The 12,699-nt window shown below is 65.3% G+C and carries 13 protein-coding genes; 2 read left to right on the top strand and 11 right to left on the bottom strand.

Annotated features, from left to right (window positions below):
• The 4 genes from CH293_RS17095 to CH293_RS17080 all read right to left on the bottom strand — a co-directional run bounded on the left by CH293_RS17095 (position 1) and on the right by CH293_RS17080 (position 3,415).
• Positions 1 to 456, bottom strand: coding sequence for a CoA-binding protein (locus CH293_RS17095; protein ID WP_094720894.1), 456 nt, complete (start codon positions 454 to 456; stop codon positions 1 to 3).
• Positions 453 to 1,751, bottom strand: coding sequence for an O-acetylhomoserine aminocarboxypropyltransferase/cysteine synthase family protein (locus CH293_RS17090; protein ID WP_037105952.1), 1,299 nt, complete (start codon positions 1,749 to 1,751; stop codon positions 453 to 455). Before CH293_RS17090 ends, CH293_RS17095 begins: the two co-directional genes overlap by 4 nt.
• Before the next feature lie 3 nt (positions 1,752 to 1,754).
• On the bottom strand, positions 1,755 to 2,267 hold the full coding sequence (locus CH293_RS17085) for an OsmC family protein (protein ID WP_037105948.1): 513 nt from the start codon (positions 2,265 to 2,267) through the stop codon (positions 1,755 to 1,757).
• A gap of 137 nt (positions 2,268 to 2,404) precedes the next feature.
• Complete coding sequence (locus tag CH293_RS17080) at positions 2,405 to 3,415, bottom strand: MerR family transcriptional regulator (RefSeq protein ID WP_094720893.1); 1,011 nt, start codon at positions 3,413 to 3,415, stop codon at positions 2,405 to 2,407.
• 87 nt (positions 3,416 to 3,502) lie between these two features.
• Here CH293_RS17080 and CH293_RS17075 point away from each other — a divergent pair, with 87 nt between their 5' ends.
• Positions 3,503 to 4,102 carry a CHAP domain-containing protein gene (locus tag CH293_RS17075; protein WP_094720892.1) on the top strand — a complete coding sequence of 200 codons (600 nt, stop codon included), beginning with the start codon at positions 3,503 to 3,505 and terminating at the stop codon, positions 4,100 to 4,102.
• On the opposite strand, the gene CH293_RS17070 is transcribed toward CH293_RS17075, so the two are convergent.
• Complete coding sequence (locus CH293_RS17070) at positions 4,099 to 5,514, bottom strand: acyl-CoA synthetase (RefSeq protein WP_094720891.1); 1,416 nt, start codon at positions 5,512 to 5,514, stop codon at positions 4,099 to 4,101. The two genes, CH293_RS17075 and CH293_RS17070, sit on opposite strands and share 4 nt — an antisense overlap.
• A gap of 2 nt (positions 5,515 to 5,516) precedes the next feature.
• On the opposite strand from CH293_RS17070, the gene CH293_RS17065 reads away from it, so the two are divergent.
• A complete protein-coding gene (locus tag CH293_RS17065; protein ID WP_037105936.1) occupies positions 5,517 to 5,921 on the top strand; it encodes a hypothetical protein in 405 nt (134 codons plus the stop codon).
• Here the strand turns inward: CH293_RS17065 and CH293_RS17060 are convergent.
• The 6 genes from CH293_RS17060 to CH293_RS17035 form a co-directional block, all read right to left on the bottom strand.
• A complete protein-coding gene (locus tag CH293_RS17060) occupies positions 5,893 to 6,282 on the bottom strand; it encodes a MerR family transcriptional regulator (protein ID WP_094720890.1) in 390 nt (129 codons plus the stop codon). The two genes, CH293_RS17065 and CH293_RS17060, sit on opposite strands and share 29 nt — an antisense overlap.
• Positions 6,283 to 6,285: 3 nt before the next feature.
• Positions 6,286 to 7,758, bottom strand: a complete 1,473-nt coding sequence (locus tag CH293_RS17055) for a SulP family inorganic anion transporter (protein ID WP_094720889.1) — start codon at positions 7,756 to 7,758, stop codon at positions 6,286 to 6,288.
• A gap of 40 nt (positions 7,759 to 7,798) precedes the next feature.
• Positions 7,799 to 8,902, bottom strand: a complete 1,104-nt coding sequence (dapC, locus tag CH293_RS17050) for a succinyldiaminopimelate transaminase (RefSeq protein WP_094720888.1) — start codon at positions 8,900 to 8,902, stop codon at positions 7,799 to 7,801.
• Between the two features lie 2 nt (positions 8,903 to 8,904).
• Positions 8,905 to 9,228 carry a ferredoxin gene (gene fdxA / locus CH293_RS17045; RefSeq protein WP_019665415.1) on the bottom strand — a complete coding sequence of 108 codons (324 nt, stop codon included), beginning with the start codon at positions 9,226 to 9,228 and terminating at the stop codon, positions 8,905 to 8,907.
• Between the two features lie 111 nt (positions 9,229 to 9,339).
• Positions 9,340 to 10,089: a hypothetical protein gene (locus tag CH293_RS17040; RefSeq protein WP_094720887.1), complete on the bottom strand. Its 750-nt coding sequence runs from the start codon at positions 10,087 to 10,089 to the stop codon at positions 9,340 to 9,342.
• Between the two features lie 2 nt (positions 10,090 to 10,091).
• A complete protein-coding gene (locus CH293_RS17035) occupies positions 10,092 to 12,671 on the bottom strand; it encodes a bifunctional FO biosynthesis protein CofGH (protein WP_176460041.1) in 2,580 nt (859 codons plus the stop codon).
• Positions 12,672 to 12,699: the final 28 nt, after the last annotated feature.

Below are 12,699 nucleotides of genomic sequence, written 5' to 3'. Positions count from 1 at the left end.
TCATAATGCTAGACGCCTCCTCGAGTCGATGACGCCGGTATCGAAACCGGCCAGATGGAGTCCGCCGTGGAACCGTGCGTGCTCGATCTTCAGGCACTTGTCCATCACGACGGACATGCCTGCGTGTTCGGCGTCGCGCGCGACCTCGTCGTGCACGAGTCCGAGCTGCAGCCAGATCGTTTTCGCTTGAACAGCAATTGCTTCCGTCAACACCGCCGGAAGGTCGTCGTGTTTGCGAAAGACGTCGACGAGGTCCGGTTTCACAGGTAGGTCCGCAAGCGTCGGGTACACCGGGATGCCCTCGATCTCGGTGATCGTGGGATTGACGAGGTAGATGTCGTACGTGCTCGTCGACGACAGGTACTTGTTCACGAAATAGCTTGCACGGGAGGGGTTCTTCGATGCGCCGACGATCGCGACCGATGTGGTCTTCTGCAGGATCTGCCTGACTGTCATGACCGCTCCCGTCCCGTTGCCGCCGTGAGCGCTTGGTCGAGGTCCCACTCGATGTCGTCGACGTCCTCGAGCCCGACGCTGATGCGGACGGCCTCGGGCCGCACACCGGCCGCGTGCAGCTGATCGTCGGTCAGCTGGCGGTGGGTCGTGCTGGCCGGGTGGATGACGAGTGTGCGCACATCACCGATGTTGGCGACGTGGCTGGCGATTCGGACGTTCTCGACGAATGCGCGGCCGGCGTCCCGGCCGCCGTCGACCCCGAACGTGAAGACCGCACCAGGTCCCGACGGAAGGTATTTCGCGGCACGCTCGTGGTACGGATGACTCGGCAGACCCGAGAACGCGACGTAGTCCACTCGCGGATCGGCGTCGAGCCAGGCCGCAATGTCGCGGGCGTTCTGCACGTGTGCGTCCATCCGCTGCGGCAAGGTCTCCACGCCCTGTATCAGGGTGAATGCCGAGTGCGCGGCCAGTGAACCACCGATGTCGCGTAGTTGTTCACTGCGAAGTTTCGTCAGGAAGCCGTACTCCCCGAAGTTCCCCCACCACGACAGACCTCCGTACGACGCGACGGGCTCGGTCATCTGTGGGAATCGCCCCGAACCCCAGTCGAACTTTCCGGATTCGACGACCACTCCCCCGAGCGTCGACCCGTGACCGCCGAGGAACTTCGTCGCCGAATGAACGACGATGTCGGCGCCGAACTCGATCGGCCGGCACAGCACCGGCGTAGCCATGGTGGCGTCCACGACGAGCGGGATGCCGTGCTCGTGGGCGACGACGGCGAGGCCTTCCAGATCGGCGATGTCACCCGACGGGTTGCCGATGACCTCCACGAAGATCAGTTTCGTCCGGTCGGTCACCGCTGCTGCGTAGTCCGCCGGGTCGGTTCCTGGCACGAATGTGGTGTCCACACCGAACCGCCGCAGCGTGACGTCGAGCTGGGTGATGGTGCCGCCGTACAACCCGGCTGCTGCGACGATGTGGTCACCCGTGCCGGCGAGCGCGGCGAACACCGCGAACTCCGCTGCCAGACCGCTGGCGAATGCGACCGCACCGATGCCGCCTTCGAGGCTGGCGATGCGCTCTTCGAAGGCGGCGACGGTGGGGTTCGCGATCCGGCTGTAGACGTTTCCGTACTTCTGCAGAGCGAAGAGGTCGCCGGCGTCCGCCGAGTCCTCGAACACGTAGCTCGCGGTCGAGTAGATCGGTACCGCCCGCGCACCGGTCTCGGAATCGGGTCTGGCACCTGCATGGATCGCGCGCGTTCGGAGACCGAACGACCTCTCGCTCATCCGTCAGGCCGTTTCGAGGGTCGTGTGCACCGGCGTCCGGTTGCGTGTGAGGTCGAGGACCGGGCAGTGTGCGTCCACCGCTTCCTGCAGTTCCTCGTAGCGCTCACGCGACTCCGGCCCGGTGACCTTGACGATCACTCGGACCTCGCCGAACCCGGCCCGAACCGAGTCGTCGAAGCCGAAGAAGCCGCGAACGTCGAGGTCACCCTCGGCGCGCGCGGTGATGTCGTCGACCGCGATACCGAGCTTGTCGGCCCAGACCCGATAGGTCACGACCTGGCAGGACAGCAGAGACGCCAGGTAGTACTCGACGGGGTTGGCTGCGGTGTTCTCGCCGCCGAGCGCGGGCGGTTCGTCCACCTCGACGCTGAACTTGCCGAGCGTGACCGTGCTGGCGACGGCGTCGTGCGCGGCGGCGGATGCGCGGAAGACGACGAGGGCGTTGTGTGGATCGGCGTCGACTGCGTCCTTGGTTGCGCTGGTGACGGATCCGAGATGCGACAGAGCTGTGGACATGACTGTCCCCTTCGTGAGGTGTGTTGTGAGCTGACCTGATTGGTTGGATCAGGACGCGCAACAACGCGAAGAGCAGACCAGTCCGAAATCGACGGTGCGACGCCTCACCAGCACATCGGCTGTCACGTGGGTCGCGGTCACGAACGCGACAGTAGCAGCTTTCGGTCGACGGGCATCGCGAGAGTGGTCAGGTCGCCGCTGTCCGCTGAGCGAATCACCACTGGGTACTCCGGACCCGACACGTCGATCATGACGTCGGGGCCGAGCGCAGCCACGACGGCCGGGTACAGGGTGGTCACGGCGAATGCCATGTCCACGTCGGGTCCGGACACGGTTGCATCCATGCCGGACGTGGCGAAATAGATGTACTCGTTCTCGGTGTCGAACATCGACAGCAAGCTCGACTTGGCGACGACTATTCGGGTGGTGACGTCCGGCAGCGCGCCGAGCATTGCCCGGTAATCCGGAAACTGCGCAGCAAGGATGCCGGCGCGGACGTCACCCGGCCGGAAGATCACCGCCGAGGGGGTGCGATCCACCTGCACTCGATGGTGCTGTCTGACGGTTTGGACCGCGGAACGCAGATCGTCCCCATCGACCACTGCGGTCCACTCGTGTTCTCCTTCAGTGGCTTTCGTGACCAGCGATCGGGAGACCAACCTGAATCGATCGGTGGCGGTCATGGTCAGCGTGCCGTCCCGCCATTCCAGGTACACCCCGCCGAGGACGGGATGCTCGGGGTGATGCGACGTCGCGGTGAGGGTCTGATCGAATGCCGCGGCGAGAACCGGGCCGTTGACGGTGAACATTGTTGTCCTGCTTTCGGTGTCGAGTGTTGCGTGTACGGCGGCGGCGGAGCGGGCCGCGAGACGGGCCCGGTCGGTCAGGGCGGTCACGTGCCGGTCGATCTGCGCGCCGTCGCCGGCGAGAACCGACCCGATCATGTCCAACGGCATGTCGATCTGCCGCAGGCTCCGGATCACCTCGGCCTGCTCGAGCTGCCCCGGCGCGTAATAGCGGTAGCCAGTGGTCTCGTCGATCCTGGCGGGCTCGAGGAGAGACGAGTCCGCGTAGAAGCGCAGGGCACCGGGGGTCAACCCCGTTGCGCGGGCGAATGCGCCGATTGTCATCAATTTGGATGTGCTCACCAGCCCATCCTGGGGTCTTCGGTTGGTCGAAGGTCAAGCCCAGTTCTTCACCGTCGGTTCGAACGAACCTGCCGGTACATTCGAAGGATGAGCATCGAGGTACCCACCGCCCCGAAACGCGGTCGCCGACGCGTCGGCCGCTGGCTCGCGGCCTTCGTCGCGGTCGTCGTGGTGGTGGCGGGCGCCGTGCTGTGGTTGGCCCCGAGCCGGTACCTGCCGTGGGACACGACGCCGTTTCCCGACGTCGACACGTCCGCGCTCACCACCGAGCAAGCGACCGTCGTCGAGCTCACCAGAGCGGAGCACGAGCGTCAGCGACCCGGCACGTTCTACTCCGAGGGCGTCGAGGAAGCCTGGTGCGCGAACTTCGTCAGCTGGATCATGCGTGAAGCGGGCCGCCCGCTGAGCAACCCGCATTCCGGCAGTTGGCGCATCCCCGGGGTGTACACGTTGACCGAGTACTACCAGCAGCAGGGCACGTTCGAGCCCAAAGGCTACTCACCCACCGTCGGCGACGTGGTGCTGTACGACAACAGCAGCTGGGTCGGCCAGCACACCAACATCGTCGTCGCGGTCGACGGAGACACCGCAACGACGGTCGGCGGCAACGAACTCGGAAAGATCCGCGTGCACACCGTCGACGTTCGGTCCGACTCCGCGATAGTCGGTTTCGGCAGACTCTCCTAGCTCAGCTGTTTCTTCTGCACCTTCCCCATCGCGTTCCGAGGCAGCGAATCCACGACACGGATTTCCCTGGGCCGCTTGTGGTTGGACAACTCGGACGCCACCAGGTCGATCAACACCGTCGGCTCCACACCTGATCCGACGACGAACGCAACGATTCTCTGCCCCAGGTCGTCGTCCGGAAGCCCCACCACGGCCACCTCGTCGACCGTTGCGTGACCGAGCAGTACCGTCTCGATTTCCCCTGCCCCGATGCGATAACCGCCGGACTTGATCAGATCCGTCGACGCGCGACCGACGATGCGGTGGAATCCGTCGGGCTCGATCACCGCGACGTCCCCGGTGTCGAACCAACCATCGGCAGTGAAGGATTCGGCGGTTGCGTCGGGATTGTTCAGGTAGCCGTCGAACACCATCGGCCCACGGACCTGGAGCGCTCCGATGGATTCACCGTCGTGCGGAAGCACCGCGCCGTCCTCGCCCACCACCCGGGTTTCGACGCCGGCAACGGGAAGACCCACCGATCCCGGCCTGCGTTCTCCGTCGGCACGCGTCGACAGTGTGATCAGCGTTTCGCTCATGCCGTACCGCTCGACCGGCGCCTGACCGGTCAATTCGCGCAGTTTCTCGAACACGGGTACCGGCAACGGTGCGCTCCCCGAGACAAGCAGACGGGCACCGGACAGTGCGCGAGCGGAGTCGGCGTCCGCGGCGACCCTCGACCAGACAGTCGGAACTCCGAAGTAGAGCGAGCCGCCCGCGGCTGCGTACAGCTCCGGCGTCGGCTTGCCAGTGTGGATCACGGGACTTCCCACCCGCAGCGGTCCCAGCAGACCGAGAATCAATCCGTGCACGTGGAACAGCGGAAGACCGTGCACCAGTGTGTCTTTCCACGTCCACTGCCATGCCTCGGCGAGGGCGTCGATTCCCGCGGCGATGGCCTCACGCGAGAGAAGTACACCTTTCGGTGGGCCGGTGGTGCCCGAGGTGTAAAGAACGAACGCCGTCGAGGACGGGTGCGGGTCCGGGTAGCTGTGCCACGATCGAGCGTGTTGGCGCACGGGTAGCACCTGCAGCCCGGCGGTGTCGTCGGGAGCGACTCCGAGCCACGCCTGGGCACCGGAGTCTCGAAGAATGTGAGCACGTTCCGCGGGTCCCGCGTCCGGGGGCACGGGAACGATCGTCACGCCTGCGATCAGACACCCGACCACCGCCAGCACCGTCTTCACCGACGGCGTTGCCAGCACGGCAAGCCTGTCGGCCTGGGCGACGCGCTCCGCCACGGACGTCGCGGCCCCGAGAATGTCCCCCCTCGACAGCGAGACCCCGTCGATGGTGACGGCGTCGGGAATATCGTCTCCGCGCGCAACGGCGAGTGGGTTCAGTGAACGAAGCAGCACATGGTTACCGTACATACATGGACGCCGATGGAATCGACTCCGGCGACTACGCCGAATATCTGACGGTCCCGGCAGGCAGCTTGCAACCCGGGGTATACCTCATCGGTACCGACGCCGAACAGGACGTCGATACCGACGAGGACTCGGACGAACTGACGAACGACACCGCCGACGACGACGATCTCGACTTCGACCATGTCACCGACAGTGCGCCGCGGCTTGTGTATTCGGTGCAGTCCGACGATTTCTGGACACGCGTCGAACTTGCCGACCTTCGGGCCGGTCAACTCTACGAGGAGCAGTTCGCCCGCAACCCGTCGACGAACACCGAACCGAAGAGGTTCACTACGGTCGAGGCGTTCGGCAGCACCGAACTGGTGTACATCCTGCGTATCAGGCGCGGCGGCTGGGATGTCGGTTAGCGGCCAGAACCGCAGTGAGCTCCTCGGCGTACGCCAGCTTCTTCCGCAGGTTCGCGCACGCTGCCTCGGCTCGTGCGTGACACTCGTCGACGAAAGCGCCTGCCTCTTCGATACCGTCGCCGCCCGAGTCGATGGTGTCCAGCGAGGCCAGTAGTCTGCTCATCTCGTCGAGCGTGAATTCCAGCGGTTTCATGCGGCGGATCACCAGCAGCCGCTCGACGTCGGTGTCGGTGTACAAGCGAAACCCGCCGGCGCTGCGCTCCGACGGGGGCACCAAGCCCACCTCGTCGTAGTGGCGGAGCGTTCTGATGGACAAGCCAGTACGTTCGGCCACTTCACCGATCTGCATGTGCGCAGCCATGATTCAGCCTTCTCCGCCGAGGCGTCCGGTGAGCCGGTCGTGCCTTTCCTTACTTGCCCCGGCCAGTCCGACGATGGAGACGTGTGTGCCGTACTTGGCGTATTTCGTCGTCACGGCATCGAGGGTAGCAACGGTCGACGCATCCCAGACGTGCGCGTCGGACAGGTCGATGACGACGTTGGCCGGGTCTGTCGCGTAGTCGAACTGGTGGATCAGGTCGTTGCTCGATGCGAAGAACAGTTCGCCGCGTACGCCGTAGACCCGGGTGTCGTCGTCGGGATGCGCGATCTCGACGACCTCCGTGACGTGCGCGACGCGACGCGCGAACAGGATCATCGCGACGACGACACCGACGATGACGCCGTAGGCCAGATTGTCGGTAGCGACTGTCACCGCCACGGTTGCCACCATCACAGCGGTTTCGCTGAGTGGCATGCGGCGCAGGGTTTTCGGCGCGATCGAGTGCCAGTCGAACGTCGCGAAGCAGACCATGATCATCACGGCTCCGAGAACCGCCATCGGTATGCGCGCGACGACGTCGCCGAAGACCACCACGAGGACGAGCAGGAACGCTCCCGCGAGGAACGTCGAGATCCTGGTCCGGGCTCCGGAAATCTTGACGTTGATCATCGTCTGGCCGATCAATGCGCACCCTCCCATGCCTCCGAACGCGCCGGTCACGATGTTCGCGACACCGAGCCCGGCGCCTTCCCTCGTCTTGTTCGACGGCGTATCGGTCACGTCGTCGACTAGTTTCGCGGTCAACAGGGATTCGAGCAGTCCCACGAGCGCCATGGCGAAAGCGAAGGGCGCGATGATCTTCAGCGTCTCGAGATTCATCGGAAGGTCCGGGAAGAACAGCGACGGCAGCGACGACGGCAACTCCCCTTCGTCGCCGACGTTCGGGATCTGCACTCCGAATACGACGGTGACGACGGTCAGAGCCGCGACGGCAACCAGCGGCGCCGGGATCGCGGTGGTGAGGCGGGGCAGAACCACCATGATGACGATCGCGGCCGCGGCAATCGGAAACACCAGCCACGACACGTCGACGAAGTATCGAATCTGGGCGATGAAGATCAGAATCGCCAGCGCGTTGACGAATCCGACCATGACGCTGCGGGGAATGAACCTCATCAGCTTCACTGCCCCGAACGCGGTGAGGACGATCTGCATCAGTCCACCGAGCAAGACCGTCGCGACCAGATAGTCGAGACCGTACTTCGGGACGATCGGAGCGATGACCAGCGCGACCGAACCCGTTGCGGCGGAGATCATCGCGGTTCTGCCGCCGACGATCGCGATGGTGACTGCCATCGTGAACGCGGAGAACAGACCGACGCGCGGATCGACACCGGCGATGATCGAGAACGAGATCGCCTCGGGAATCAACGCCAGGGCGACGACGAGTCCGGCGAGGATCTCGGTTTTGAGGATCTTGGGTGAACGCAGCGCGCTCAGTACATCGGTCGGCACGTAGCGCTACTCTACCCTCACGTGAGGGTAGAGTTCGCCTTCAGGAGAGCAACCGCTCCGCTGCCGCGTGGATTCTCTCGTCGGTGGCGGTCAGTGCGATACGCACATGCTGGGTTCCGCTTGGGCCGTAGAACTCCCCCGGCGCAGCAAGGATGCCCCGCTCGGCAAGCCAGTCGACCGTGTCGCGGCAGTACTCGCCGCGCGTCGCCCACAGGTAGAGACCGGCCTCGGAGTGGTCGACGGTGAATCCGGCCTTCTCGACGGCAGACTTCAGTTCGGTCCGGCGGGCACGGTACCGCTCACGCTGCTCGTTCTCGTGCGCGTCGTCGTTCAAGGCTGCGGTCATGGCCGCCTGCACCGGCAGAGGAACCATCATGCCTGCGTGCTTACGCACCTCGAGCAGATCCTTCACCAGCACCGGGTCACCGGTCACGAACCCGGCGCGGTAACTGGCCAGGTTCGACGTCTTCGACAGCGAGTGCACCGCCAGCAGGTTGGTGTGGTCCCCATCGGACACACGCGGATCGAGGACGGACACGGCATCCGCCTCCCACGTCAGACCGAGGTAGCACTCGTCGGACACGACGACGGCACCCCGCTCCCGTGCCCACGCGACCACCTTGCGCAGGTGATCGACCGGAAGCACCTTCCCGGTGGGATTGGACGGTGAGTTCACGAACACCAGCGACGCGTTCTCGGGTCCGAGTCGGTTGAGACCGTCGGCCCGGGTGACACGCGCGCCCGCGAGCAGGGCCCCGACCTCGTACGTCGGGTAGGCGAGCTCCGGGATCACCACGAGATCGTCGGCGCCGAGGCCGAGCAGCTTCGGCAGCCAGGCGATCATTTCCTTGGTGCCGATGGCCGGGAGCACCGCGGACGGTTCTACTCCGGTGATTCCGTAGCGACGAGCCAGCGACTCGGCGGCTGCACGTCGCAGCGCGTCCGTGCCCAGAGTCGTCGGATAGCCGGGCTGGTCCGAGACCGAGCTCAGAGCGTCACGGATGACCGGAGCGACAGGGTCGACCGGCGTACCCACCGACAGGTTGACGATGCCGTCCGGGTGCGCCGACGCCTTGTCCTTGGCCGCGGTCAGCGAATCCCACGGAAAATCCGGGAGTCCAGCGGCAACGGAGATGCGCGCCAACGTCAGTTCTCGGCCATGGGGGGAAGTGCTTTGACGAACGGTGAGTCGTGGTCGACCCGTCCGAGCTTGGCCGCGCCACCGGGCGAACCCAGTTCGTCGAAGAAGTCGACGTTGGCGCTGATGTAGCCGTTCCACTGATCCGGAACGTCGTCCTCGTAGAAAATGGCTTCGACCGGGCAGACCGGCTCACAGGCACCGCAGTCGACGCACTCGTCGGGGTGGATGTACAGCATTCGGTTGCCCTCGTAGATGCAGTCCACCGGGCATTCTTCGATGCATGCCTTGTCCATCACATCCACGCACGGTTCCGCAATCGTGTAGGGCACTGCTGCTCTCCCTCCCTTTCCGCAAAGTCGGCGCCACGATCCGATCGAACCTAGCGCCCTGAAGATCCTAGTATCGCGCCGGAGAATTCCGACAACCAGCGCAGGGTGTCCTCACTTACGCACAGTCACTTTCGAGCCTACGTGGCTCGCGTCGTTCCGGTGCGCACGGATCCACTTCCTCCCCTCGTCGGCAGCCCGGGACAGGGCACCACGTTCTCCCAGGTATCCGGCGACGCCCCCGACGACCGGGATGGCCGACAGCACCCGGAGCACGCCCCGGCTACGTGGACGTTTCGCCAGCTCGTCGGACACATCGCGCAGTACGTTCGCTACGTCCCACATCCCGCGCAGCAACGCGAAAGGCCCGTGACCTCTCGGCGTGGCAGGACGCTCGGGTTCGGGGGCGGAGAGATCGATCTCACGTTCGCACAGCACCGACGCGAGCATGCGGACGTGATCCGCTCGGTCGGTGACGCCGCTCTCGCGCGCCACCGCGACCAGGACCATCGCCTGGTTGGCGAAACCGAGCAGGTCCTGCAGCGGAAGCCGGTTGACGAGAACGCCGAACACGCCAGGGAACGCAACTGCGACGGTGTTCAGCGCGCCGATGCGCGCCACCCACCACTGCGATCGCGCGTCCTCGTCGAGCGCCTGCCAGCCCTTGGTCCCCGGAAAGTCGGTCGCGTCGAGCGCCGACGCCAGCGTGTCGAGGACCTTGTCGAGCGCTGTGTCGGTGTCCGTCGGCGTCCTGAACGTTCTGCCTTTGAGTCCCACAGGATCCCGCTGGGCCAGCAGGTCGAGTACGGGGTCGATGATGGCGACGGCACGCCCCAGAGCCGCCGCGACGGTGCGATCTTCCATGGTCAGACCAGCTCCACCGCAGGGACACGGTCGACGAGTTCGTAGGTCGTCGTGCGCTCACGTGCCTGGCGCCCGATTCCGTTCGCGATCTCGTGCAACTCGGCGACGGTCTTCTCCGACCCGTTCTGGCTGCCCGCCATCCGCGAGATGGTTTCCTCCATCAACGTTCCGCCGAGGTCGTTGGCTCCGCCGTTGAGCATCACCTGAGTTCCCGTGATCCCAAGCTTGACCCAGGACGTCTGGATGGAGTCGATCCGGCCGTGCAGCATGATGCGCGCCAACGCATGGACAGCGCGGTTGTCCCGATTGGTCGGGCCGGGACGCGACGCCCCCGCCAGGTACAACGGCGACGACTGGTGCACGAACGGCAGCGGCACGAACTCCGTGAACCCACCGGTCTTGTCCTGAATCTTCTTGAGCACGTTCATGTGTCCGACCCAGTGCGACGGGTTGTCCACGTGCCCGTACATCATCGTCGAGCTCGAGCGCAGTCCAACCTCGTGCGCGGTGGTGACGACCTCGATCCACTCGGCTGCGGGCAACTTGCCCTTGGTCAACACCCAGCGGACCTCGTCGTCGAGTATCTCGGCGGCGGTACCGGGGATGGTGTCCAGGCCGGCCGCCCGGAGTTCCGTCAGCCACTCACGGATCGACTGGCCGCCGCGCGAGGCCCCGTTGACGATTTCCATCGGGGAGAACGCGTGCACGTGCATCGACGGCACACGCTCCTTCACTGCACGCACCAGATCCGCGTAGCCGGTGACCGGCAGCTCCGGATCGATGCCGCCCTGCATGCACACCTCGCTCGCCCCCGCGACGTGTGCCTCCCATGCACGATCGGCGACTTCGGACGTCGACAGCGTGAAGGCGTCGGCGTCGCCCTTACGCTGCGCGAACGCGCAGAATCGGCAGCCGGTGTAGCAGATGTTGGTGAAGTTGATGTTCCGGTTGACGACGTAGGTGACGGTGTCTCCGTTGACCTGTTTGCGCAGATCGTCGGCCAACGCCGCAACGGCATCCATGCCAGGGCCCTCGGCCGTCGCCAACGCGAGATACTGCTCGTCCGACAGCCCTGCCGGGTCCTTCTCCGCCGCATTCAACGCCGACACCAGGTCTCGGTCGACCCGCTCGAGGCCCGCCAGGTCACGAACCTGCTCACGGATCGACTCCCAGTCACCGAACGCGTTCGCGAGATCGCTTCGAGTGTCGGCGTTTCGGCCTTCGGTGTCGATCTCGGTGTTCAGGTCGACACGTCCCGACGATTCCCACTCCTCGTCCGGCTCCTGCCACGGCTGTCCTTCCGGGATGACGCCTTCGCGCGCCATCCCGGTCTCGGGGTCGGCCAGCGCCTTGACGTGCGCGGAGATCCTCGGATCGATCCAGGGCGCGCCGGCGAGGATGTACTGCGGCTGCGCCGCGGTCCGCTCGACAAGGGTGTATCCCGCGGCCTGGCTCAGCTCGGCGAGCGTGTCCAGATTCGGCCACGGCCGCTCGGGATTGACGTGGTCCGGCGTCAACGGGGACACACCGCCCCAGTCGTCGACGCCCGCGCCCAGCAACGCAGCCGTCTCCTCGGCCTCGACGAGGTTGGGCGGAGCCTGAATTCGCATGGCCGGCCCCAGCAGAATCCGAGTCACCGCGATGGTCGCGAGGAACTCTTCCATGCCGGCATTCGGCGCCTGCCGCATCGCGGTGTCCGGCTTGGCGAGGAAATTCTGCACGATGATTTCCTGCACATGCCCGAATGCCTTGTGCACCTTGCGGATTGCCATGATCGACTCGGCACGGTCACGGATGGTCTCGCCGATTCCGACGAGGATGCCCGTGGTGAACGGAATGTTCAACCGGCCTGCGTCGGTCAGCGTGCGCAAGCGCACCTCGGGATCCTTGTCGGGGCTGCCGTAATGCGCCTGCCCCTTCTCCTCGAACAACCGACGCGACGTGGTCTCGAGCATCATGCCCATCGACGGCGCGACGGGCTTGAGACGCGAGAGTTCCTGCCACGACATCACACCCGGATTCAGGTGCGGCAGAAGACCGGTCTCCTCCAGCACCTTGATCGCCATGGCGCGCACGTAATCCAACGTCGAGTCGTAGCCACGCGAATCGAGCCATTCCTTGGCCTCCGGCCACCGCTCCTCCGGGCGATCACCGAGCGTGAACAACGCCTCCTTGCAGCCCAACGCCGCACCCTGCCGAGCGACCTCGACGATCTCGTCGGGATCCATGAACAGCCCGTGGCCTTCTGCCTTCAGCTTTCCCGGGACCGTCACGAACGTGCAGTAATGGCACTTGTCCCGGCACAATCGCGTGATCGGCACGAACACCTTGCGCGAATAACTGACGGTGGCCTCTCGCCCGGCCGCCAACAGTCCGGCGTCGCGAACCCGAGACGCCGACGCCATCAGGTCCACCAAGTCGTCGCCGCGAGCATGCAGCAGCACAGTGGCTTCGTCGACGTTCAGGCTGACACCGTCACGCGCGCGCCGGAGCACCCGACGCATAGCGGACGGTGCAGGGGCTTTCTCGGCTGCGGAAGCTTTCTCTGTTGCGGACGGCACGGAAACGGGATCGGGCAACATGGTCACCAGTCGATCATGCTCCTCCGAC

It is taken from the genome of Rhodococcus sp. 14-2470-1b (assembly GCF_002259415.1).
Taxonomy (GTDB): Bacteria; Actinomycetota; Actinomycetes; order Mycobacteriales; family Mycobacteriaceae; genus Rhodococcoides.
This window is presented reverse-complemented; position numbering and strand designations above follow the sequence as displayed.